The 22,574-nt window shown below is 65.8% G+C and carries 21 protein-coding genes and 1 tRNA gene; 9 read left to right on the top strand and 13 right to left on the bottom strand.

Translation table 11 applies throughout. The annotated features are described in order from the left end of the window. Positions 1-144: 144 nt before the first annotated feature. The 4 genes from K9B35_RS03065 to K9B35_RS03050 are packed head-to-tail and all read right to left on the bottom strand — an operon-like array spanning position 145 to position 3,655. The gene (locus K9B35_RS03065; RefSeq protein ID WP_224920324.1) at positions 145-807 is read right to left on the bottom strand and encodes a GntR family transcriptional regulator; all 663 of its coding nucleotides are present in this window, start codon (positions 805-807) and stop codon (positions 145-147) included. Positions 808-839: 32 nt separating this feature from the next. Further along, positions 840-2,162: an MFS transporter gene (locus K9B35_RS03060; protein ID WP_224920323.1), complete on the bottom strand. Its 1,323-nt coding sequence runs from the start codon at positions 2,160-2,162 to the stop codon at positions 840-842. A gap of 48 nt (positions 2,163-2,210) precedes the next feature. Further along, complete coding sequence (locus K9B35_RS03055; RefSeq protein WP_224920322.1) at positions 2,211-2,636, bottom strand: MarR family winged helix-turn-helix transcriptional regulator; 426 nt, start codon at positions 2,634-2,636, stop codon at positions 2,211-2,213. Next, positions 2,633-3,655 (bottom strand): aromatic ring-hydroxylating dioxygenase subunit alpha, encoded by a 1,023-nt coding sequence (locus K9B35_RS03050; protein WP_224920321.1) that lies wholly within the window; start codon positions 3,653-3,655, stop codon positions 2,633-2,635. Before K9B35_RS03050 ends, K9B35_RS03055 begins: the two co-directional genes overlap by 4 nt. 80 nt (positions 3,656-3,735) lie before the next feature. Between K9B35_RS03050 and K9B35_RS03045 the strand changes: the two genes are divergently transcribed. Beyond that, entirely contained in the window at positions 3,736-4,842 is a 1,107-nt protein-coding gene (locus tag K9B35_RS03045; RefSeq protein ID WP_224920320.1) for a 5-methyltetrahydropteroyltriglutamate--homocysteine S-methyltransferase, read from the top strand. 145 nt (positions 4,843-4,987) lie between these two features. On the opposite strand, the gene K9B35_RS03040 is transcribed toward K9B35_RS03045, so the two are convergent. The 4 genes from K9B35_RS03040 to ligK form a co-directional block, all read right to left on the bottom strand. Beyond that, positions 4,988-6,124, bottom strand: coding sequence for an MFS transporter (locus K9B35_RS03040; RefSeq protein ID WP_224920502.1), 1,137 nt, complete (start codon positions 6,122-6,124; stop codon positions 4,988-4,990). Positions 6,125-6,171: 47 nt separating this feature from the next. Further along, positions 6,172-7,062, bottom strand: a complete 891-nt coding sequence (locus K9B35_RS03035; RefSeq protein ID WP_224920319.1) for an amidohydrolase family protein — start codon at positions 7,060-7,062, stop codon at positions 6,172-6,174. Between the two features lie 136 nt (positions 7,063-7,198). Continuing rightward, positions 7,199-8,254, bottom strand: coding sequence for a 4-oxalomesaconate tautomerase (locus K9B35_RS03030; RefSeq protein ID WP_224920318.1), 1,056 nt, complete (start codon positions 8,252-8,254; stop codon positions 7,199-7,201). Beyond that, the gene (ligK, locus tag K9B35_RS03025; RefSeq protein ID WP_224920317.1) at positions 8,247-8,921 is read right to left on the bottom strand and encodes a 4-carboxy-4-hydroxy-2-oxoadipate aldolase/oxaloacetate decarboxylase; all 675 of its coding nucleotides are present in this window, start codon (positions 8,919-8,921) and stop codon (positions 8,247-8,249) included. Before ligK ends, K9B35_RS03030 begins: the two co-directional genes overlap by 8 nt. A gap of 191 nt (positions 8,922-9,112) precedes the next feature. On the opposite strand from ligK, the gene K9B35_RS03020 reads away from it, so the two are divergent. From K9B35_RS03020 to pobA, 7 genes are all read left to right on the top strand, one after another. Further along, a complete protein-coding gene (locus tag K9B35_RS03020; protein WP_224920316.1) occupies positions 9,113-10,318 on the top strand; it encodes a LysR family transcriptional regulator in 1,206 nt (401 codons plus the stop codon). Positions 10,319-10,371: 53 nt separating this feature from the next. Then, the gene (locus K9B35_RS03015) at positions 10,372-11,235 is read left to right on the top strand and encodes an NAD(P)-dependent oxidoreductase (protein WP_224920315.1); all 864 of its coding nucleotides are present in this window, start codon (positions 10,372-10,374) and stop codon (positions 11,233-11,235) included. Further along, positions 11,232-12,251 (top strand): amidohydrolase family protein, encoded by a 1,020-nt coding sequence (locus tag K9B35_RS03010; protein ID WP_224920314.1) that lies wholly within the window; start codon positions 11,232-11,234, stop codon positions 12,249-12,251. The genes K9B35_RS03015 and K9B35_RS03010 overlap by 4 nt, the downstream gene beginning before the upstream one ends. Continuing rightward, positions 12,248-12,658 carry a protocatechuate 4,5-dioxygenase subunit alpha gene (gene ligA / locus K9B35_RS03005; RefSeq protein WP_224920313.1) on the top strand — a complete coding sequence of 137 codons (411 nt, stop codon included), beginning with the start codon at positions 12,248-12,250 and terminating at the stop codon, positions 12,656-12,658. The genes K9B35_RS03010 and ligA overlap by 4 nt, the downstream gene beginning before the upstream one ends. A 2-nt stretch (positions 12,659-12,660) precedes the next feature. Next, positions 12,661-13,551, top strand: a complete 891-nt coding sequence (locus tag K9B35_RS03000) for a class III extradiol dioxygenase subunit beta (protein ID WP_224920312.1) — start codon at positions 12,661-12,663, stop codon at positions 13,549-13,551. Positions 13,552-13,715: 164 nt separating this feature from the next. Beyond that, on the top strand, positions 13,716-14,663 hold the full coding sequence (locus tag K9B35_RS02995; protein ID WP_224920311.1) for a Gfo/Idh/MocA family oxidoreductase: 948 nt from the start codon (positions 13,716-13,718) through the stop codon (positions 14,661-14,663). A 40-nt stretch (positions 14,664-14,703) separates the two neighbouring features. Then, positions 14,704-15,873 (top strand): 4-hydroxybenzoate 3-monooxygenase, encoded by a 1,170-nt coding sequence (gene pobA / locus K9B35_RS02990; RefSeq protein ID WP_224920310.1) that lies wholly within the window; start codon positions 14,704-14,706, stop codon positions 15,871-15,873. Here the strand turns inward: pobA and acs are convergent. Beyond that, positions 15,870-17,816 carry an acetate--CoA ligase gene (gene acs, locus K9B35_RS02985; RefSeq protein ID WP_224920309.1) on the bottom strand — a complete coding sequence of 649 codons (1,947 nt, stop codon included), beginning with the start codon at positions 17,814-17,816 and terminating at the stop codon, positions 15,870-15,872. The genes pobA and acs overlap by 4 nt on opposite strands. Positions 17,817-17,997: 181 nt before the next feature. Between acs and K9B35_RS02980 the strand changes: the two genes are divergently transcribed. Continuing rightward, complete coding sequence (locus K9B35_RS02980) at positions 17,998-19,665, top strand: MFS transporter (protein ID WP_224920308.1); 1,668 nt, start codon at positions 17,998-18,000, stop codon at positions 19,663-19,665. A gap of 44 nt (positions 19,666-19,709) precedes the next feature. Here the strand turns inward: K9B35_RS02980 and K9B35_RS02975 are convergent, their stop codons facing one another. The 4 genes from K9B35_RS02975 to K9B35_RS02960 form a co-directional block, all read right to left on the bottom strand. Beyond that, positions 19,710-21,044 carry a dicarboxylate/amino acid:cation symporter gene (locus tag K9B35_RS02975; protein WP_224920307.1) on the bottom strand — a complete coding sequence of 445 codons (1,335 nt, stop codon included), beginning with the start codon at positions 21,042-21,044 and terminating at the stop codon, positions 19,710-19,712. A 247-nt stretch (positions 21,045-21,291) separates the two neighbouring features. Beyond that, a complete protein-coding gene (locus K9B35_RS02970; RefSeq protein ID WP_224920306.1) occupies positions 21,292-21,936 on the bottom strand; it encodes a hypothetical protein in 645 nt (214 codons plus the stop codon). Positions 21,937-22,017: 81 nt separating this feature from the next. Continuing rightward, a tRNA-Leu gene (locus tag K9B35_RS02965) sits at positions 22,018-22,105 on the bottom strand. 64 nt (positions 22,106-22,169) lie between these two features. Next, complete coding sequence (locus K9B35_RS02960; protein WP_224920305.1) at positions 22,170-22,448, bottom strand: integration host factor subunit beta; 279 nt, start codon at positions 22,446-22,448, stop codon at positions 22,170-22,172. Positions 22,449-22,574: the final 126 nt, after the last annotated feature.

Below are 22,574 nucleotides of genomic sequence, written 5' to 3'. Positions count from 1 at the left end.
CTTCTTCTTTCCACTATCGTCAGCCCGGCCTTGAGCCGGGCCGGGGCTTCCTCTTCTCCTTCGTCACCAACGGACGAAAAAGCCCGGTCCCGGGTCAAGCCCGGGACGACGAAACGGTTGGCAATTCTACGAGCGGCTGCGCACCTATTGCGGCAGCACATCCTCCATCTCGATCACCGCCGCCAGCGCATCCTCGACATGCTTGCGCATCAGCCGCTCGGCCTCAGATGCATCGCCGCGGACGATCGCGTCGGTGATCTGGCGGTGGTCGCAATTGGCGTCGTCGATCCGGTGCGGCTTGAAAAAGGCGGAGAAGAGCAGGCGATAGAGCGGCAGCCGCAGCCGCTCGACAAAGCCGCGAACATAGTCGTTATCCGCGCCGTCGAGGATCAGCGCGTGCCACGCATCGTTTGCGCGGACGAAGGCCGGATGGTCGCCGGTATTCTCGACCGCGTTCAGCCGTTCCTGCAACTCGACCAGCTGCGCCTTGCGTGCGGGATCGTCGGCCAAAGCGAAGTCATGCGCCGCCAGTCCCTCGAGCACCATCCGCGCGCGATAGATCTGGCGGATTTCGTCGCGGCCAAAGCGGCGCACCGACGCGCCGCGAAACTCCTCGATGACGATCAGACCTTCGCTCTCGAGCCGCTGCAGCGCCTCGCGCACGCGGCTGCGGGTCGCGCCGGTCTCGCGGATGATGTCCGCTTCGACCAGCCTTTGCCCCTGCACCGCGCGCCCTGTGCGGATGCGTTCGCGCAGCCAGGCGGCGACTTCGGCGGCGGAAAGGATGCGGTCGGGTTCGTCGGCCATGCCGCGAGCCTCGCCGGGGCGCGGGGCGGCTGTCAACCGGCTGTGCCCTCCACCGGCGGCTTCCACCCGCGCATCGCCAGCAGCGCGCCCGCCGCGACGATCGAACCAAGCCCCATCAGGATCGCCACCGTCGGCAGGCCGTAGCCCGCTGCAAACAGGAACCCGGCAAGGGCAGGGGCCAGCGCCGATCCACCGCGCCCGACGCCGATGACAAATCCGGTCGCGGTCGCACGCACGCCGGTCGGGAAGGACTGGGCGATCAGCGCATACAGGCCGACCACGCCGGCATTGGTGGCAAAGCCAGCCGCTGCGGCAACCATCGACAGCCCGGCCAGATCGCTCTGTCCTTGCCCGAACAGGATGACGAGCGCGGTCGACAGCAGCATCGCGACCACAGTGAGCGCAAGCAGCCTGATCTTGCCGGTCAGCAGCCCCAGGATCAGCGATCCGGTCGCGCCGCCGATGCTTGCCCACACCAGCACGCCGGCAGCCTCAGGCGGCGGGAAGCCCATGTCGACGACGATCTTCGGGATCCACTTCAGGATGAAGTAAAACGTCATGATGTGCGCCAGATAGGCAAGCGTCAGCAGGATCGTCGGCCGGATCAATCCGGGCGAGAACAGATTGACCAGCGGCGCCTTGCGCGACGTCACGACATCGGGCTCGGGCAGCGCGTCGATCGGCGGATGGCCCATCCGCGCAAGGTTGGCGTTGATCCGCGCCAGCGCGTTCGGCGGGCGCCGGTGCATCAGGAACGCGACCGACTCCGGCGCGCTCCACAGGACGAGCGGCACGAACAGCAGCGAACACACTGCGCCAAACACGAACACCGCGCGCCAGTCATACATCGACAGCAGCACTGCCGAGATCGACCCGCCGATGATCGTGCCGACCGGATAGCCCGCCGCCATCAGCACCACCGCGAGCGATCGGTGCTTGGCATTGGCCGCTTCCGCCACTGCCGCATTGGTCGCTGCGAGCATGCCGCCGATGCCAAGGCCGGTGAGGACGCGCCAGAACATCAGCGAATAGACGCCGCCCGCGCTCGCCGCGCCGAGCATGCCGACGGTCATGATGCCAAGGCACGACAGGATCGTCGCGCGCCGCCCGATCCGGTCGGCAATGCCGCCCAGGAACAGCGACCCGATCGCCATGCCAACCAGCTCCATCGACAGGACGATGCCAAGCTGCGCGCGGTCGATGCCCCAGTCGGCGGCGATGCCGGGGGATGCGAAGCTGATCGACAGCACGTCGAACCCGTCGAGCGCGTTGAGCCCGACCATCGTCGCGACCACGCCCCATTGGAACCGGGACATCGGTGCGCGGTCGATCACTGCACGCGGATCGGTAGCCATTTCCCCTCCATCGGCCGGTGTGCGGCCATTGTTATATCGGCAAACAAGTCAGCGATAGATGCGTGCGAGCATTTCCTCAAGCGTCGCGAGTTCGGCCGCGCTGAATCGTCCCTTCACCCACGCCTCATGCTCGACGATTGCGACCTTGGCCTCGGCCAGCAGCGCCTCGCCCGCCTCGGTCAGGCGGAACGCGATCCGCCGGCCATCGGTGCGTGACGGGCTGCGCGACACCAGCCCGCGCTTCTCCAGTCCATGGACCAGCGCCATCGTCGTCGCGCGATCCATGTCGAGCGCGATCGCCAGGTCGGCCTGCGCCAGATCGGGGTGATCCCCGGTCAGCCACAGCACCGACACCTGTTTCTGCGTCAGCCCCAGATCGGCAAAATGCTCGACGAAATGCCGCTGCACCGCGCCATGCGCCCGACGCAGGCGCAGGCCCAGGTTGCGGTCAAGATCGCCGCGCCCGATCGTCACGCGGTCTCCGCCTCCATCAGTTTGCGGATGATCGTCCGCGCGCGCACGCTGCCCTGATCGATCGAATAGCCGCGCAGCTTCATGTCGGGGTTCGCGACGATGCTGCGCTGCTGCGCCTCCAGCACTTCGACATCCTCGTCGAACACCTGGCCCTGCTGCGCCTTGAACCGTGCGGTGAAGCCGGCATCGTCGATGTCAAAGTTGCGCGCCATGCCCCAGAAATAGTGAGTCGTCGTTTCGGTCTCCGGGGTCATGGCATCGACGACGAAGCCGCGCACCCCCGAATCGTGGCTCTCGATCGTATCGCCCGCATCGGCCGGCGACACGCCGACATCGATCAGCACCGAAGAGGGCGGCAGGAAGTGGCACACCTGCCAGCGATCGACCGGCCCGGCCGAGCGCAGCGCATCGCGCCAGAACGGCGGCGGCTCGATCCCCGGCATCCAGCGGCGGACGAACACTTCCTCGCCCTTCACCACCGTCTCGATCGGCGCCTCGGTAATCTCATGCTGCCCGATCGACCCCTGATGCACCCAGGTCTCGTGGGACAGGTCCATGAGGTTGTCGATCACCAGCCGATAGTCACAGCTGATATGGTTGTAGCCGCCATCGAACGTCCATCCGGGCGTACTGCACGGCCAGAAGTTGGGGATCGTCGCCGGATCGGCCTTCGCCGCCTCGCCGATCCACACCCACACGAAGCGGTGCTTCTCCACCACCGGATACAGCGTCGCGCACACCGCCTTGGGCACCGCTTCGGACTTGATCGGCATTTCGCTGGCACAGCCATCGGGTTCGATCAGCAGTCCGTGGTAACGGCAGCGGATCGAATCGCCCTCCTTGAACCCCATCGACAGCGGCAAGAGCCGGTGCGGACACGCATCGCGCATCGCCACCACGCTGCGGTCCAGCTTGCGGTACAGCATCACCGGTTCGCCACAGATGGTGCGCGCGATCGGCGTGCGGTCCACCTCCGAATCCCATGCGGCGACATACCAGCGGTTGGTGATCCAGGTCATTGCCTCGGTCCTCTCTCTGCACTATCGATCGTTGCAGCATTTTGTATGTAACACTTACAAATATCGCAAGGAGAATCAGGATGCCCACACCCCCGTTCCGCGCCGATCATGTCGGCAGCTTCCTCCGCCCGAAGGCGCTGATCGACGCCCGCGCCGCGTTCAAGGATGGCAGCATCGACGCCGCCGCCCTGCGTGCCGTTGAAGACGAAGCGATTCGCGGCGTCGTGAAGTTCCAGGAGGATCTGGGCCTCGAAGGCATCACCGATGGCGAGTTCCGCCGCACCTATTTCCACACCGATTTCCTGCTCCAGCTCGACGGCGTGGAAGAAGCCGGCGGCACCGCAGTGCATTTCCACCAGCATGGCGGCAAGGAACTGTCCTACGCCCCGCCGGTGATGAAGATCACGGGCAAGATCGAACATGCCCGCGACATCCAGCGCGCCGACTACGAATTTCTCGCCAGCTGCACGTCGCGCACGCCCAAGGTGACGATCCCGTCGCCAACGATGCTGCACTTCCGCGGCGGCCGCGATGCGATCGACGCCTCCGCCTATCCCGACCTCGAGGACTTCTACACCGACCTCGCCGCCGCCTACCGCGCCGAGATCGCCAGCCTCGCCGACGCCGGCTGCCGCTACCTCCAGCTCGACGACACCAACCTCGCCTATCTGTGCGACGACACGCAGCGCGAGAACGCCCGCAAGCGCGGCATGGACCCGGACGAACTGCCGCGCCTCTATGCCCGCATCATCAACGACTCGATCCGCGACAAGCCCGACGACATGGTCGTCTGCGTCCACCTCTGCCGCGGCAACTTCCGCTCGAGCTGGGCAGCCGAAGGCGGTTACGAACCCGTCGCCGAAGTGCTGTTCAACGAACTGAAGATCGACGGTTACTTCCTCGAATATGACGATCCCCGCTCGGGCGATTTCGCCCCGCTGCGCTTCGTCCCCAAGGGCAAGACCGTCGTGCTCGGCCTCGTCACCACCAAGCTCGGCGAGCTCGAGTCGAAGGACGACATCAAGCGCCGCATCGAAGAGGCCGCCCAGTTCGCCCCGCTCGACCAGCTCGCACTGTCGCCACAATGCGGCTTCTCCTCGACCGTCCACGGCAACGACATCGAGGTCGAGCAGCAGGCGGCAAAGATGCGCCTGGTGATCGACGTGGCGAAGGACGTCTGGGGCTGACAGCGTTCGATCCTCCCCCGCAAGGGGGAGGTGGCGCCGTAGGCGACGGAGGGGGAGGACGGCTGTGTCCTCTCCCTTCGTGCCGGTACCTTTCCGCCCCCTCCGTCAGCGCTACGCGCTGCCACCTCCCCCTGGCGGGGGAGGATTAGCGCGCCTCCCGCCCACTCCCCCACGCCCTTAATCCCAGCGCCAAGAGCACCAGCACCCCGATCAGCGCTAGTTCGACGGCGGGGTCCGGCGCCAGCCGCACCGCGAGTGTGGAGATCAACGCCGCGCCACCCATCTGCATCGTCCCGAACAGCCCGGTCGCCGCGCTCGCCCGCTCGCGCTGCTGCTCGATCGCCTCAGCCAGCAGGGCAGGGCCGGTTAACCCCGCGCCAAACGCAATCAGGCTCATCGCCACGAACAGCCCCGCCAGATGCGCGCCCGTCGCCGCGACGATCAGGATCACGACCGCACCGCTGCCCAGCGCGACCGATCCCGCGGGCTTCAACCCGCGCGGCCAGCGGCGCAGCACCAGCGGCACACATAACGTCCCGCCAATGATCGCGCACGCCACCGCCGAGTAGAACAGTCCCGCCTGCGCCGGCGTCGCCCCCGCAGCGTCCAGCACGAATGGTGACGCCGCCAGAAAGGTGAAGAACCCCCCGCTGATCAGCGCATTGGACAGCGCCAGCGGCAGATACCCGCGCTGGCGCAGCACCTGCCAATAGGTCGTCGCGATCCGCCGCGCGTGAACCGGCGCACGGTCGCCCGCGCGCGTCTCGGGCAGCATCCGCAGCGCCAGCGCTCCACCGATCAGCGTCAAACCGGCGAGGATCCAGAACAGCGCCCGCCACCCGCCAATACTCGTCACCGCGCCGCCCAATGCCGGGGCGAGGGCAGGGGAGATCAAGGTCACGCTGGTCAGGATCGCGAGCGGCGCGGCGGCCTTGCCCACCGGCGCGGTGTCGGTCGCCATCGCGCGCCCTGCGACCAGCGAGGATGACGCCCCGATCGCCTGCACCGCGCGACCGACCAGCATCGTCGCCAGATCACCCGCCAGCGCGCAGCACAGCGTCCCAATCAAAAACACGACTAGCCCGCCGATCAGCACCGGCCTGCGCCCATGATGGTCGGCAACCGGCGCCCAGCCCAGCTGCCCCAGCGCCAGTCCGATCAGATACAGCGAGATGACCAGCTGCCCGCCCGCCGGCGTCGCGCCGATCCCCTCGGCCAATTGCGGCAAGGCAGGGACAATGATCTGGATCGCCAGCGATCCCAGCGCGATGATCCCGCCCAGCAGGATCAGCCGCCCCTTCGCCGCCTCGGCGCCCCCCGCCGCGATGGTCAGGCTTCCTCGGGCCAGTAAAGCCGCATCGGATTGGCGACGAGCAGCTTGTGCTGCAACTCTGCGGTCGGCGCGATCGCCGGGATCACATCAACCAGTGCGCCGTCATCGGGCAGCACGCTTTCCATGTTCGGATGCGGCCAGTCGGTGCCCCACAGCACCCGATCGGGATAGGCCTCGACCAGCGGGCGCACTGCGCGCACGAAATCGGCATAGGGTGGCCCGGCGGGATCGAGCCGGTCGGGGCAGGTGACCTTGGTCCAGATGTCGTCGCGGCTATCGAGCAGCGCGCGAAACGCGGTCATGTCCGCGCCATCGGGCCCCTGAGAAACATCGGGCCGGCCCATATGGTCGATCACGATCGGCACGGGAATCGCGGCGAGGAACGGCTTCATCTCCTCGAGGATGTCCGCCTCGAAATAGACTACGACATGCCAGTTCAGCCGCGCAATCCGCTGCGCCACATCAAGAAACTTGTCCTTGGGGGCATCATCGACCAGCCGCTTCAAAAAGTTGAACCGCACCCCGCGAATGCCGCCCACATGCAGCGCATCCAGCTCTTCGTCCGAAATCTCCGGATCGACCACCGCGACCCCGCGACACGTCCCGTTCGACACCGCAATGCCGTTCAGCGTCGCGGCATTGTCGGTCCCGTGACAGCTCGCCTGCACGATCACGTTGCGGGCAAAGCCCAGCCGCTCACGCAGCGCGAACAGCGTGTCCGGCCCTGCATCCTGCGGCAGATACTTGGCCTTGGCACTGAACGGGAATTGCGCCTGCGGCCCGAACACATGGCAATGCGCGTCGACCGCGCCCGGCGGCGGGGTAAAGCGCGGCTTAGAGGGCGTCAGCGTCCAGCTGCGAATTCGCCCGTCGGAATCGGTGGTCACCAACATTCTCCCCTAATTCCGTCATCCTGAACTTGTTTCAGGATCCACCGCTCCACAGGCGACTGAGCCGCTGGCGGCGGGGTGGATGCTGAAACAAGTTCAGCATGACGGGTCGTGATATGGCACCGCCGCTCCATCACCCGAACACAGTCCCATCCATCAACTTCCGCGCGGTCCGCAGCATCCCGGCCTCGATCGGCGCGCCCGCTTCATCCAGCGTGACTACGCACTCGGTGACCCCGGTCGGATGTTCGACCCCCAGCGTCAGTGTCTGCCCTTCCGGCACCACCGCCAATGCAGCCGCAGGCGATCCCTCGATCAGACACGCCGTCGCCACGCTGACCGCGCCCAGCACCCCGATCGAGGCATGAACCCGGTGCGGGATCAGCGACCGCACCGCAATCGCGCCGCCATCGCGGGGCGCGGCGACCAGCATCATCTTGGGCACCGACTTATCGGTCACGTCGCCCAAATTCATCAGCGGCCCGGCCTTCAACCGGATCGCCTCGACCTTGGCCTTCATCGCCGCATCGGCGTCGAGCGTGTCGCGATCCTCGTAACCGGTGATGCCGACATCGGCCGCAGCAATCACCACGCACGGCATGCCATTGTCGATCATCGTCACGGCCACGCCGTCGATCTCGTCGACACCATTGCCGCTGGGGAGCAACGCGCCGCACGACGATCCGGCGGTGTCGCGAAAGGCGAGCGGGATGGGGGCCGCAGTCCCCGGCACGCCGCTGATGCTGGCGTCGCCGGTGTAGGTTACCTGGCCACCCGGCGTCTGCACCGTCGCCACCGCAACCTGTCCGGTATTCTCCATGAAGATCGCGACCCGTGTGTCACCATCCTGCGCCGCGATCAGCCCGCGCTCGATCGCGAACGGCCCGATCCCGGCCAGGATGTTCCCGCAATTCTGCGCATCGGTGACGATTGCCTGATCGACGAACACCTGCAGAAACAGATAATCGACATCCACCCCGTCGCGGTCGGACTTGCGCACCACCGCGACCTTGCTCGTCAGCGGATCGGCCCCACCCATCCCGTCAATCTGCCGCGGATCGGGCGACCCCATCACCCGCAGCAGGAAGGCATCGCGCGCGGCGGTATCGATGGGCAGGTCATCGGCGAGGAAATAGCCCCCCTTCGACGTCCCCCCCCGCATCCACATGCAGCGGACGCCATCACTCATACTTCAACCCCATCTCCTTGAGCCGGGGCCGCATGTCATAAATATCCAGCCCCAGTTCCCCAGCCGCCAGCCGCACTCGCTTAGCCTCCTCGGCAGCTTCACGCTTGCGCGCAGCCTCCAGCACCGCCGCCGCATCGCCACGCTTGACCACGCACACGCCGTCATCATCGGCGACGATCACGTCGCCCGGTTCGATCGCGGCACCCGCGCACACGATCGGCACATTGACCGACCCCAGCGTGTTCTTGACCGTCCCCTGCGCAAACACCGCCTTCGACCAGACCGGAAAGCCCATCTGCGTCAGGTCGCGCACGTCGCGCACGCCCGCATCGATCACTAGCCCCCGGCACCCGCGCGCCATCGCGCTGGTCGCCAGCAGATCGCCGAAATAGCCATCGACGCACGGCGACGTCGGCGCGAGGACGAGGATGTCGCCCTCCTTCAGCTGCTCGATCGCGACATGCACCAGCCAGTTGTCACCCGGCGGCGATGAAATGGTGACCGCGTTCCCGGCAATCCGCGCGCCGGAATAGATCGGGCGCATATAATGCGCGAGCAGCCCGATCCGCCCCTGCGCTTCATGCACCGTCGCGACGCCGGCCTGCGCAAGGCCATCGACAATGTCCATCGGGGTGCGCTCGATATTCTGGACGACGCGTGCACTCATTGTCTTCTCCGGTGCGGAATGTCGAACCCGCCTTTGGGCCGATGCAGCCTTGTTGCGCGACATGTTCTACATTTTGAACAAACGCGCAGTTCGGGCCGCGACGTGTTCGCTTTCCATGGCGGGCTATCTCCAACACACCATAATATGAATTCCGTTTATGTAATAAGATTTTCGGATATATCGGCGCGGTGATGCGGCCGTTCGATCTCAACCTCCGCCATTTGCGCGCGCTTGGGCAGGTGATTGCGCAGGGTAGCCTAAACCGTGCGGCGGAAGCGGCGGGGTTGTCGCAGCCAGCGCTGACGCAGGGGCTGGCAAAGCTCGAGAAGCAGCTCGGCGTCACGCTGTTCGACCGCCATTCCGATGGGGTGACGCCCAGCCCTGCCGGGACCGCGCTGGCCGAGCGGGTGGGCCGCGCGTTCGACCAGCTCGCCGCTGCGACCCGCCGGTCGGCGCGGGGCGGGACGCGCGGGTTTGCGCGGCCTGAGCTGCTGATGACCGCGACTCAGCTCGACGCATTTCTGCACTTCGCCGAAGCGCAGGGCTTTGCCGGCGCGGCGGCGGCGAGCGGCATGTCGCAGCCTGCGGTGCACCGTTCGGTGCGCGAGCTCGAACAGGTGTGCGCCACGCCGCTGGCCGAGCGGCGGGGGCGGGGGATGGCGTTGACTCCGGCGGGCCGCACGCTGGCGCGCGGCGTCCGCCTTGCTGCCGGTGAGATCGCTGCCGGGATCGCCGAAGCGCGCGGTGACGAAGGGGAGGGCGGGCGCATCGCGATCGGCGCGATGCCGCTCAGCCGTGCGCTGCTACTGCCACACAGCCTCGCCCAGTTCCTGCGTGAAGAGCCGCGGACGGTGGTCGATGTGGTGGAGGGATCGTGGCGCGAGCTGGTCGATCCGCTGCTCGACGGCATTATCGACATCATGGTCGGCGCGCTACGCGACGATTGTCCGCCGGGGGTCGAGCAGGTGCCGTTGTTCACTGATCGCCTCGCGATCTTCGGGCGGCGCGGACATCCGCTGGCGCAGGGGCCGGTCGATCTCGACACGCTCGCCGCGCAATCCTGGGTCGTCGGCCCTATCGGCACGCCGCTGCGCACGCATTGGGAGGCGCTGTTCGCGGGCCGCGTGCTCCCGCCGGTGCCGATCGAGTGCGGGTCGGTGATGGTGATCCGCGGCCTGCTGGTGCAGAGCGACCTGCTCACCCTGCTGTCCCCCGATCAGGTCGCGCTGGAGGTGGGGGCGGGGATGCTCGAAAGCATCGGCCCGCAACTTCCCGGCGCGGTCCGCACGATCGGCATCAGCACCCGTGCGGGCTGGCGCCCCACCCGCGCCCAGTCGCGCATGATCGATCTGCTCCACCGCGCATCACAAGAGACAAGAATTCAGGAAAACGGATAGCGCCGATCGCAATCCGATTAGAACATGTCGCGCAACAACGCTTCATGGGCCGCATGATCGAGCAGACATCTCTCCTGGGATTTGGCGAAGCCGGACAGGCCTTCGCCCAACCCGGCGTCGCCGCGTTCGACATCGCGACTGACAGCCCCGATACGCGCTCTGCCAAGATCACCGAATTCGAATCCGCCGGAACCCGCTGGTCCGCAACCCCCGCCGGCGCGCTGGCGCAGGCCGATCTGGTGCTGTGCCTCGTCACGGCGGACCAAGCGCTCGCGGCCGCACAGCGCTGTGCGCCGCTGCTGAAACCCGGCACTTTGTGGCTCGACATGAACAGCGTTGCGCCCGGCACCAAGCGGGAGGCGGCACAGGTCATCGAGGCGTCGGGTGGGCGCTATGTCGATGTTGCGGTGATGGCGCCGGTGCTGCCTGCGCGGCTGGGCGTGCCGCTGCTGGTCGCGGGGCCGCATGCCGAAGCCGCCGCCGACGCGCTGCGTACCTATGGCTTTACCAAAGTCGCAGTGTCGGGAGCCAATGTCGGCGATGCTTCGGCGATCAAGATGATCCGGTCGGTGATGGTCAAGGGGCTGGAGGCGCTGACCGCCGAATGCGTGCTAGCCGCAGAGCGCGCCGGGGTGCGCGAGGCGGTGCTCGCCTCGCTCGACGCGAGCTGGAAGGAACAGTCCTGGACCACGCGCGCCGACTATAATCTCGACCGGATGCTCGTCCATGGCACCCGCCGCGCCGCCGAGATGGAAGAGGTCGCGAAGACGCTCACCGATCTGGGCGTTGATCCGGCGCTGACGCGCGGCACGATCCAGCGTCAGCGGGAGATGGGTGCGCTCGGCATGACGCCACCCGACGGTCTGACGGCGAAACTCGCCGCGATCGAAACAAGGGAAGAGGACCAAGCCGCGTGATTATCGACTGCCACGGCCATTACACGGTCCTGCCCAAGGCGCATGACGCCTGGCGCGAGGATCAGAAGGCGGCATTCAAAACCGGGACGCCGTGCCCGCCCTATCCGCAGATCAGCGACGCCGAGATCCGCGAGACGATCGAGGCGAACCAACTGCGCCTGATCAAGGAGCGCGGTGCGGACCTGACGATCTTTTCCCCCCGCGCATCGGCGATGGCGCCGCATGTCGGGGACGAGGGCGTTGCGATCGAATGGGCGCGGCGCTGCAACGACCTGATCGCGCGCGTCGTCGGGCTGTTCCCGGAGACGTTCGTCGGCGTGTGCATGCTGCCCCAGTCGCCCAAGGCGGACATGCGCGCGAGCATCGCTGAGCTGGAGCGCTGCGTGACCGAACTCGGCTTTATCGGGTGCAACCTCAACCCCGATCCGGGCGGCGGGCACTTCACGCATCCGCCGCTGACCGACCGCTATTGGTATCCGTTCTACGAGAAGATGGTCGAGCTGGACGTGCCGGCGATGATCCACGTCTCGGGCAGCTGTAACCCGGCGATGCACGCGACCGGCGGCTACTACATCGCCGCCGATACCATCGCGTTCATGCAGTTGCTGGAGGGCGATCTGTTCGCGGATTTCCCGACCCTGCGCTTCATCATCCCGCATGGCGGCGGCGCGGTGCCTTACCATTGGGGGCGCTATCGTGGCCTTGCCGACATGCTCAAGAAGCCGGTGCTCGACACGCATCTGATGAACAACATCTTCTTCGACACCTGTGTTTATCACCAGCCGGGCATCGACCTGCTCGCCGACGTGATCGACAACAAGAACATCCTGTTCGGGTCGGAGATGGTCGGCGCGGTGCGCGGGATCGACCCGACCACCGGCCAGTATTTCGACGACACCAAGCGCTATGTCGACGCACTGGAGATTTCGGACGCCGAGCGCGCCGCGATCTTTGCGGGCAATGCCCGACGCGTCTTCCCGCGCCTTGATGCAATTCTGAAGGAGCGCGGCCTGTGACCGACCACACCGACATCCACGCCTATCTCGCCGAGTTCGAGGATATTCCCGGCACGCGCGTGTTCACCGCCAAGCGCGCGCGCGCCGGGTACCACATGAACCAGTTCGCGATGAGCCTGATGACCGCGGAGAACCGTGCGCGGTTCAAGGCGGACGAGCGCGCCTATCTCGACGAATGGCCGATCAGCGAAGAGGCGAAACAGGCGCTGCTCGATCGCGATTACAACAAGTGCCTCGATCTGGGCGGTAACGTCTATTTCCTGGCCAAGCTGTTCTCGACCGACGGCATCCCCTTTGCCGAGGCGGTCAGCACGATGACCGACATGAGCTTTCCCGAATATCGCGAGATGATGATGCGCGGCGGGCGTTCGCCCATCGGCGTCCGCTCGATCAAAGAAGGACGATAAGAATGGCCCGCATTACCGCAGGTGTTGCATCGAGCCATGTCCCGCTGCTCGGCGTTGCCGTCGATCAGGGCAAGGATCGCGACGATTATTTCGGCCCGATCTTCGCCGGCTACGACTGGACCCGCGAATGGGAGAAGGCCGAGAAGCCCGACGTCGTTATCCTGGTCTATAACGACCATGCGTCGGCGTTCGACATGAAGATCATCCCGACCTTCGCGATTGGCTGTGGCGAGCGCTACACCTCGGCCGACGAGGGCTGGGGGCCGCGCCCGGTGCCGGATGTCGAGGGGCATCCCGACCTGGCCTGGCATATCGCGCAGAGCCTGGTCCTCGACGAATTCGACATGACGATCATCAACGAGATGCAGGTCGATCACGGCCTGACCGTTCCGCTGTCGATGATGTTCGGCACGCCCGACGCCTGGCCGTGCAAGGTGATCCCGCTGGCGGTCAATGTCGTCACCTATCCGCCGCCCTCGGGTAATCGCTGCTGGGCGCTGGGCGAGGCGATTGCGCGCGCGGTGGCAAGTTTCCCCGAGGACCTGAACGTTCAGGTGTGGGGCACCGGCGGCATGAGCCACCAGTTGCAAGGGCCGCGCGCGGGCCTGATCAATCGTGAGTGGGACAACATGTTCCTCGACGGGCTGATCGGCGAGAGCGACCATCTGCGCCGCATCCCGCACATCGAATATCTGCGCGAAACCGGGTCCGAGGGGATCGAGATGGTCATGTGGCTGATCATGCGCGGCGCGATGGGCAAGCGCACCGCCGCGCTGCATCGGCATTACCACATCCCGTGTTCGAATACCGCGATCGGCCATCTCGTCCTGCGTCCTGACAATGGCGAGGGGCTGGATATGGCGGGCAGTGGGTTTGCCGAGGCGGCGGAGTAGGTTGGGCATGTCGTCACCCCCGCGAAAGCGGGGGCCCATCTCCTGTGTCCAAGGCAAATCTCGCCGGTGCGCTTGAGGATGGTCCGGGAGATGGGCCCCCGCTTTCGCGGGGGTGACGGTTGACGTTGAGGCTCCCGATCTGGGAGCAACTTGGAGCTTTGAACATGAAAATCGCACTCGCAGGCGCCGGGGCTTTCGGCGAAAAGCATCTCGACGGGCTTCAGAAGATCGACGGGGTCGAGGTGATCTCGGTCGTCGGCCGCCGGCTCGAACCGACCCAGGCGGTCGCGGCCAAATACGGCATCGCGCATGCCACCACCGAACTTGCCGAGGCGCTGGAGCAGCCCGGGCTCGACGCGGTGATCCTGTGCACGCCGACCCAGATGCATGCCGCGCAGGCGATCCAGTGCATGGATGCGGGCAAGCATGTGCAGGTCGAAATCCCGCTGTGCGACAGCCTCGCGGATGGCGAGGCGGTGCTGGCCAAGGCGCAGGAGACCGGGCTGACCGCAATGGTTGGCCATACCCGCCGCTTCAACCCTAGCCACCAGTACATCCACCGCAAGATCGCAGCGGGCGAGCTGAACGTCCAGCAGATGGATGTGCAGACCTATTTCTTCCGCCGCCAGAACATGAACGCGAAGGGTGAGGCGCGCAGCTGGACCGATCATCTGCTGTGGCACCATGCCGCGCATACGGTCGACCTGTTCGCCTATCAGGCCGGGCCGATCGTCGCCGCCAATGCGATTCAGGGTCCGATCCATCCCGAGCTTGGCATCGCGATGGACATGTCGATCCAGCTGAAGGCGGAAAGCGGCGCGATCTGCACGCTCAGCCTGTCGTTCAACAATGACGGGCCGCTCGGCACCTTCTTTCGCTACATCTGCGACAACGGCACCTGGATCGCGCGCTACGACGATCTGGTGACCGGGCGCGAAGAGCCGGTCGACCTGTCGGGTGTCGCGGTGTCGAACAACGGTATCGAGCTGCAGGACCGCGAATTCGTCGCGGCGATCCGCGAAGAGCGCGAGCCTAATTCCAGCGTTGCGCAGGTGCTGCCCTGCTACCGCGTGCTGCACCAGTTGGAGCAGCAGCTCAACGCCGCGCGCTGAACGTCAACTGGCCGCGTGCGAGCGGCCGTGGGGGAATGACATGAAGACCCAGGTTGCGATCATTGGGGCAGGGCCGTCCGGCCTGCTGCTCGGCCATCTGCTGCGCCAGGCGGGGGTGGATTGCGTCGTCGTCGAGCGCGCGTCGCCCGACTATGTGCTCGGCCGGATTCGGGCGGGGGTGCTGGAGACGGTCACCACCGATCTGATGACGCGGCTCGACCTAGATGCGCGGATGAAGCGGGAGGGGCTGGTCGAGTCCGGCTTTGCGTTGGCGACGGACGACCGGCTGATCCGCATCGACATCACCGCGCTGACCGGCAAGCATGTCACCGTCTATGGCCAGACCGAGCTGACCCGCGACCTGATGGATGCGGCGCCCGAGCGCGGCCTGGAGGTGATCTATGACGCGGGCGATGTCGCGCTGCACGAGATCGAGGGCGATGCGCCGTTCGTCACTTATGTGAAGGATGGCGAGACGCGGCGGATCGACTGCGCGTACATCGCGGGCTGCGACGGCTTTCACGGCCCGTCGCGCAAGGCGATCCCGGCGAGTGCGGTGCGCGAGTTCGAACGGGTCTATCCGTTCGGCTGGCTTGGTATCCTTGCCGATGTACCGCCGTGCCATGACGAGCTGATCTATGCCAATGGGCAGGCGGGCTTTGCGCTGGCCTCGATGCGGTCGAAGACGCGCAGCCGCTATTATATTCAGGTGCCGCTGACCGATAAGGTCGAGGACTGGACCGAGGATCGCTTGTGGGACGAACTCGCTGCGCGGTTCGATCCGATCAGCGAGCATAAGGTGACGCGTGGGCCGGCGCTGGAAATGTCGATCGCGCCGCTGCGGTCCTATGTGTTCGAGACGATGCGGCATGGGCGGCTGTTCCTCGCCGGGGACAGCGCGCATATCGTGCCGCCGACGGGGGCGAAGGGGTTGAATTTGGCGGCGTCGGATGTCGCCTATCTCCGCGACGCGCTGGTCGGCGCGGTGAAACAGGGGGATGCGGCGGGGCTGGACGGCTATCAGGCGCGCGCGCTGGCGCGGATCTGGAAGGCGGAGCGGTTCAGCTGGTATTTGACCAAGCTAATGCACCGCTTCCCTGAGGATGGCGCGTTCGAGCACCGCATGCAGGAGGCCGAGCTGGAGTATGTCGCCAGCTCGACCGCGATGCAGACTGCGATTGCCGAGAATTATGTGGGGCTGCCGCTTTAGGCCCCCGCAAGCTGCGGCCGGTTGGCGAGCAAGTGATCGACCACGGACGGATCGGCGAGCGTTGATGTGTCACCGAGGTTGCTGACGTCATTCTCGCCGATCTTGCGCAGGATGCGGCGCATGATCTTGCCCGATCGGGTCTTGGGTAGGGCCGGGGCGAACTGGATGACGTCGGGGGTGGCGATCGGGCCGATTTCCTGGCGCACCCACTTGATCAGCTCGGCGCGCAGCGCGGCGTCGGGCTCGACCTCGGCATTGGTGGTGACGAAGGCGTAGATCCCCTGGCCCTTGATGTCGTGCGGCATGCCGACGACAGCGGCTTCGGCGACTTTGTGGTGGGCGACGAGTGCGCTCTCGATCTCGGCGGTGCCCATGCGGTGGCCGGAGACGTTGATGACGTCGTCGATGCGGCCGGTGATCCAGTAATAGCCGTCTTCATCGCGGCGGCAGCCGTCGCCGGTGAAATAGCGGCCCGGGAAGGTGCTGAAATAGGTCTGGAAGAAGCGATCATGATCGCCCCAGACGGTGCGCATCTGGCCGGGCCAGCTGTCGGTGATGACGAGGCACCCGTCGCCCGCGCCCTCGATCAGCTTGCCGTCATTGTCGAGCAGGGCGGGCTGGACGCCGAAGAACGGCTTGGTCGCCGAACCCGGCTTGAGCGCGGTTGCGCCGGGCAGGGGGGTGATCATCGCGCCGCCGGTTTCGGTCTGCCACCAGGTGTCGACGATCGGGCAGCGCCCTTCGCCGACGACGCGGTGATACCATTCCCACGCCTCGGGATTGATCGGCTCACCGACGCTGCCGAGCAGGCGCAGGCTGCTGCGGCTGGTGCGCGTGACCCAATCATCGCCTTCGCGCATCAGCGCGCGCAGCGCGGTGGGGGCGGCGTAGAAGATTTCGACCTTGAACTTGTCGACCACCTGCCAGAAGCGGCTGTGATCGGGGAAGTTGGGGACGCCCTCGAACATCACCGTGGTCGCGCCGTTCATCAGCGGGCCGTACACGACATAGCTGTGGCCGGTGACCCAGCCGATATCGGCGGCGCACCAGTAGATCTGGCCGGGGCGGTAATCGAAGACATATTCATGCGTCATCGCGGTCCACACGGCATAGCCGCCGGTGGTGTGCAGCACGCCCTTGGGCTTGCCGGTCGAGCCGGAGGTGTAGAGGATGAACAGGGGGTCCTCCGCGCCCATTGCTTCGGGCGCGCAGTCGGCGCTCTGGCTGGCGGCATTCGCCCAGTCGATGTCGCGGCCCGCGACCATCGGTACGTCGGCGCCGGTGCGGCGGAGCATGATGACGCGCTCGACCCCGGGACAGCGGGCGAGGGCGGCATCGACATTGGCCTTGAGCGGGATGCGCTTGCCGCCGCGCAGTCCTTCATCCGCGGTCAGGACGATGCGGCTGTCGCAATCCTGGATGCGTCCGGCGAGTGCGTCGGGGGAGAAGCCGGCGAATACGATCGAATGGATCGCGCCGATGCGCGCACAGGCGAGCATTGCCACTGCGGCCTCTGGCACCATCGGCAGGTAGAGCGTCACCCGCTCGCCGCGCTTTACGCCCTGTGCTTTCAGCAGATTGGCGAAGCGGCAGACATCGGCGTGGAGTTCGCGATAGGTGATGACGCGATGCGCTTCGTGCGGGCTGTCGGGTTCCCACAGGATCGCGGTTGCGTCGCCGCGCTCGGCAAGATGGCGGTCGAGCGCATTGGCGCTGATGTTGAGTGTGCCGTCGGCGAACCAGGCGATACCGAAATCAGCCTCATTGAAGCTGGTTTCCTTGACCCGCGTGAACGGCGTGATCCAGTCGATCCGCTGCGCCGCTTCGCGCCAGAAGCCCTCGGGATCCTCGACCGAGCGGCGGTACATCGCGTCATAGCCGTCCGCATCGACCAGTGCGTTCGCCGCCCATTGCTCGGGTACCGGGAAGATCGTCTGGGCCATCTCACTCTCCTGTTCGCGCGGGGCACCTAGCCACGCGTTAGCGCATCCGACGCCTCAGGTCAGTGCGACTCTCGTCGTAGAACTGCGACCTTTGTCGGGATAGCTGCGCGCCCAAGTCGGGGGCATGACAGGCTGTCCGCGGCAGCACGCGCGGGGGAAAAGATCTAGGGGAGTGCGGCCGATGGCCACCGAAGCGGGCGATGTGCCCAAGCATCACAAGGCAACGCAAAGCGAAAAGCTGGTCATCACCGCTTCGTCGCTGGGCACGGTGTTCGAATGGTATGATTTCTACCTCTACGGGCTGTTGGCAACGATCATCTCGGCACAGTTCTTCTCGGGCGTGAACGAGACGACGGGCTTCATCTTCGCGCTCGCAGCGTTCGCGGCGGGCTTTGCGGTGCGGCCGTTCGGAGCACTGGTGTTCGGGCGGATCGGCGATCTGGTCGGGCGCAAGAACACGTTCCTCGTCACCATGGGCCTGATGGGCTTTGCGACATTCGTCGTCGGCCTGCTGCCGTCCTATGCGACGATCGGCGTTGCGGCCCCGGTGCTGCTGATCCTGATGCGGTTGATCCAGGGCCTTGCGCTGGGCGGCGAATATGGCGGTGCGGCGACCTATGTTGCCGAGCATGCGCCGAACAACAAGCGCGGCCTGTACACCAGCTTCATTCAGACGACCGCGACGCTCGGCCTGTTCGCGGCGTTGCTCGTCGTGATCGGCACCCGGACGCTGGTCGGCGAAGAGGCGTTCCGCGACTGGGGCTGGCGCGTGCCGTTCCTCGTTTCGATCATCCTGCTCGGCGTGTCGCTGTGGATCCGGATGCAGCTTGAAGAGAGCCCGGTGTTCGCCAAGATGAAGGCTGAGGGCAAGACGTCCAAGGCGCCGCTGACCGAGGCGTTCGCCAAATGGGGCAACCTCAAACTGGTGCTCATCGCGCTGCTCGGCGCGGTCGCGGGGCAGGCGGTGGTCTGGTACACCGGCCAGTTCTACGCGATGTTCTTCCTTGAAAAGATGCTGATGGTCGATGGTGCGACCACCAACATCCTGATCGCCATCGCGCTTGCCATCGGCACGCCGTTCTTCATCTTCTTCGGCTGGCTGTCGGACAAGATCGGGCGCAAGCCGATCATCATGGCCGGCTGCGCGCTCGCGGTGCTGACCTATTTTCCGGCATTTCAGGCGCTGTCGTCGGCGGCGAACCCGGCGCTCGCCCGCGCCGCCGCGACCGCGCCGGTCACGGTGGTGACCCACGACGCGGATTGCTCGCTGCAGTTCGATCCGGTCGGCGGCAACAAGTTCGACAGCAAGAGCTGTGACATCGCCAAGGCGTTCCTTGCCAAGAATGCGATCAGCTACAGCTCGGTCGAGGCACCGGTCGGGGCCATCGCGCAGGTCAAGGTGGGTGAGGCGACCTTCACCGCGCCCGATCCGGCACAGGTCACCGGCGCCGACCGCAAGGCCGCGATCACGGCGTTTCAGGGCGAACTGAAGGCGGCGCTGACGACGGCCGGTTATCCGTCCAAGGCCGATCCCGCGCAGATCAACAAGCCGTTGGTGGTGGCGATCCTCACCTGGCTCGTGCTGCTGGTGACGATGGTCTATGGCCCGATCGCGGCGATGCTGGTCGAGCTGTTCCCGACCAAGATCCGCTACACGTCGATGTCGCTGCCCTATCATATCGGCAATGGCTGGTTCGGCGGTTTCCTGCCGACCACGGCGTTCGCGATGGTCGCGGCGACCGGGGACATCTATTACGGCCTGTGGTATCCGATCGTCGTTGCGGGGCTGACGCTGGTGGTCGGGCTGCTGTTCCTGCCCGAGACGTTCCGGAAGAATATCGACGATTGATTCAGCGTCCTTTGTGAAGGGGGCGGCGATCCGCCCCCTTCATCTCAATCTGCGTCAGTTTCGGTGGCCGGCCGCGCGGGACCGGCGGGAGCGGGGCCAGAGAGCGCACGGTCGAGCGCGTCCTTGTCCAGCGCATTGTCCCAGCGCGCGACGACAACCGTCGCGACCGCGTTGCCGATGAAATTGGTGAGGCTGCGACACTCGCTCATGAAGCGGTCGATGCCGAGGATCAGCGCCATGCCCGCGACCGGAACCGACGGCACGATCGACAGCGTCGCGGCGAGCGTGATGAACCCCGCGCCGGTAACCCCCGCCGCGCCCTTGGACGAGATCATCGCGATCAGCAGCAGCGCGATCTGGTCGCCGAGGGTGAGGTCGACATTGCACGCCTGCGCGATGAACAGCGCCGCCAGCGTCATGTAGATATTGGTGCCGTCGAGGTTGAACGAATAGCCGGTCGGCACGACCAGCCCGACCACGGACTTTTCGCAACCCGCGCGCTCCATCTTGTCCATCAGGCTGGGCAGCGCGCTCTCGGACGAGGACGTGCCGAGTACCAGCAGCAATTCGGCCTTGAGGTAGCGGATCAGCTTGAAGATCGAGAAGCCCGCGAGCCGCGCGACGATGCCGAGGATGACGACCACGAAGATCAGCGAGGTGAGGTAGAAGGTCGCGACCAGCCCCGCCAGATTGGCGAGCGATTCGATCCCGTATTTGCCGATGGTGAAGGCCATCGCGCCGAACGCGCCGACCGGGGCCGCGCGCATCAGGATGCCGACCAGCTTGAACACCACCAGCCCGATCCGCTCGAGCATGTCGCGCACCGGTGCGGCGGGCTCACCGACCATCGACAGAGCGATGCCGAACAGGATCGCGACGAGCAGGACCGGCAGCAGCTGGTCGCCGGTCAGCGCCGACACCAATGTCGTCGGGATGATCGCCATCAGGAATTCGACGATGCCGCTGTCCTGCGCCTTGGTGACATAACCTTCGACCGCGCCGGTATTGAGCGTGGCGGGATCGACATTCATTCCTGCGCCCGGCTGAACAGTATTGGCGACGATCAGGCCGACGATCAGGGCGAGGGTCGAGAAGAACAGGAAATAGGCAAACGCCTTGCCCGCGACGCGGCCGACCGAGCGCAGTTCGGTCATCCCGGCAATGCCGGTGACGAGCGTCAGGAAGATCACCGGGGCGATGATCATCTTCACCAGCTTGATGAACGCGTCACCCAGCGGCTTGAGCGCTTCGCCCACGCCCGGCCAGAGATATCCGATGGCGACGCCCGCAGCGATCGCGATCAGCACCTGGACGTAGAGCTGGGTGTACCAGCGTCCGGGCCGTGCGGGCTCCGCCGCGTAATCGAGTGCAACCGCCATCAACCATTCCCTCTTGCGCGCCTTGATTGGCGCGACTGGCTATAAGTGCTGCGCGTATGATTGCGACAGGGGGATGATGAAGTTGCGCGCGCGCTGATGTGAACTCAATCGGTTGCGAGCGGCTGCACGAGGCGCGGGAGACGACCCGACGCGATCTCGACCGCGCGAGCGACCGGCTGGGGTCCCGCGCAAAGCGTGCGAGGATAAAGCGCGCAGGGCTCGCGACGCGACGCTTCAGATACCGGCGCTAGTTCGCGCTCTGTTTCTGAAGCAACTGCTGCACGTGCTGAGTCACCTGAGGCACCAGTGCGCCGGCCAGTTGTTCGAACGCCGTCAGATCCGTGACCGGCGCGATCTTCTGATCGACCGTGTTGTAAACGTTATGCTTGTCCTGATCGGGAATGTTGACGGCGATCAACGCTGACCTGAGGTCGATCAGAAACTCCTGTTTCCGCTTCCGGCATTCCCACGCCCGCACTTCGCCTTCGAGTTGCTGCTTGGCCTTGTCGAGCGAAGGCACATCGTGCGCGGTGGCGAACAGGTCTTTGGCCCGGTCCAGAACGTCGTACAGGATCTCCTCGTACACAGGGGATTTGTCCAGCGTGTCCTCGGTATTCTGGAGATACTGTTCCTTGATCGCGACCAGGTTGACGTGCGAGCCGAGGCCACCCTGGGCGAACTTGAAGTTCTGGTCGCCGCGCCATCCGTCCACCGTGCTGCGCATCCGGCTGCCCAGCGTCTCGGCACTTTCGCCCCGGCCCTTGCTGCCAAAGCTGCCCAGCAAGGCCGCCGTCTGGTCCAGACGAGCGTTGGAGATCGGCGCGTTGCGCTGAACCGCGGGGGCCCGCTCGGCGGATTGACGACCGTTCAAGGCGGCGGATTGCTGGGTCAACGCGGTATCCCGCAAAGCCTGTGGGCGAGAAGATCACAGCGATACCTATTTCGATCAAATCGCGATCCGCATGCGATCGATTGGTACGGGCGGGGGGACTTGAACCCCCACGGGCCTTGCGGCCCAACGGATTTTAAGTCCGGTGCGTCTACCATTCCGCCACGCCCGCAAGCGCGGTCGGCTCTATCCGCCGCGTGCCGGTGTGCCAAGCAATTAGGTGCGCGGCGCCGTCCTTAAACGTTGAGGCGCTGGCGCATTTCCTTGCCGGGTTTGAAATAGGGGACGCGCTTGGCGTCGACATCGACGGACTCGCCAGTGCGCGGGTTGCGGCCGGTGCGGGCCTCACGCGCGCGGGTGGAGAAGGCGCCGAAGCCGCGCAACTCGACGCGGCCATCCTCGACCAGGCGCGATGTAATCTCGTCAAAGAAGATATCGACGATCCGCTCAATCTCCCGCGCGGACAGGTCGGGATTGTCCGTTGCCAGCATCTGTACGAGTTCAGACCGGATCATGTGCGTCCCCATGCTCGAGCAGCGGCGTATCGCCAGGCGGCCCCATTAACCGGGGTTTTACGCGGGGTTAGCGGGTCGCGGCAACGGAATCTTGCTCAACGCGGCCAATTTTTGAAATAAACGGCC

This window comes from Sphingomonas sp. R647 (assembly GCF_020177055.1).
Classification (GTDB): Bacteria; Pseudomonadota; Alphaproteobacteria; order Sphingomonadales; family Sphingomonadaceae; genus Sphingomonas.
Note: the sequence above shows the minus strand (reverse complement) of the source record. Positions and strands in the feature narration are given on the sequence as shown.

Excerpts from the sequence above, each read along its gene's own strand:
- K9B35_RS03065 (WP_224920324.1), bottom strand. The coding sequence starts at position 807 with ATGGCCGACGAACCCGACCGCATCCTTTCCGCCGCCGAAGTCGCCGCC.
- K9B35_RS03045 (WP_224920320.1), top strand. The coding sequence starts at position 3,736 with ATGCCCACACCCCCGTTCCGCGCCGATCATGTCGGCAGCTTCCTCCGC.
- K9B35_RS02975 (WP_224920307.1), bottom strand. The coding sequence starts at position 21,044 with ATGGCGGTTGCACTCGATTACGCGGCGGAGCCCGCACGGCCCGGACGC.
- K9B35_RS03015 (WP_224920315.1), top strand. The coding sequence starts at position 10,372 with ATGATCGAGCAGACATCTCTCCTGGGATTTGGCGAAGCCGGACAGGCC.
- K9B35_RS02960 (WP_224920305.1), bottom strand. The coding sequence starts at position 22,448 with ATGATCCGGTCTGAACTCGTACAGATGCTGGCAACGGACAATCCCGAC.
- K9B35_RS02980 (WP_224920308.1), top strand. The coding sequence starts at position 17,998 with ATGGCCACCGAAGCGGGCGATGTGCCCAAGCATCACAAGGCAACGCAA.
- ligK (WP_224920317.1), bottom strand. The coding sequence starts at position 8,921 with ATGAGTGCACGCGTCGTCCAGAATATCGAGCGCACCCCGATGGACATT.
- K9B35_RS03000 (WP_224920312.1), top strand. The coding sequence starts at position 12,661 with ATGGCCCGCATTACCGCAGGTGTTGCATCGAGCCATGTCCCGCTGCTC.
- K9B35_RS03030 (WP_224920318.1), bottom strand. The coding sequence starts at position 8,254 with ATGAGTGATGGCGTCCGCTGCATGTGGATGCGGGGGGGGACGTCGAAG.
- K9B35_RS03050 (WP_224920321.1), bottom strand. The coding sequence starts at position 3,655 with ATGACCTGGATCACCAACCGCTGGTATGTCGCCGCATGGGATTCGGAG.
- K9B35_RS03060 (WP_224920323.1), bottom strand. The coding sequence starts at position 2,162 with ATGGCTACCGATCCGCGTGCAGTGATCGACCGCGCACCGATGTCCCGG.
- pobA (WP_224920310.1), top strand. The coding sequence starts at position 14,704 with ATGAAGACCCAGGTTGCGATCATTGGGGCAGGGCCGTCCGGCCTGCTG.
- K9B35_RS03020 (WP_224920316.1), top strand. The coding sequence starts at position 9,113 with ATGCGGCCGTTCGATCTCAACCTCCGCCATTTGCGCGCGCTTGGGCAG.
- K9B35_RS02995 (WP_224920311.1), top strand. The coding sequence starts at position 13,716 with ATGAAAATCGCACTCGCAGGCGCCGGGGCTTTCGGCGAAAAGCATCTC.
- acs (WP_224920309.1), bottom strand. The coding sequence starts at position 17,816 with ATGGCCCAGACGATCTTCCCGGTACCCGAGCAATGGGCGGCGAACGCA.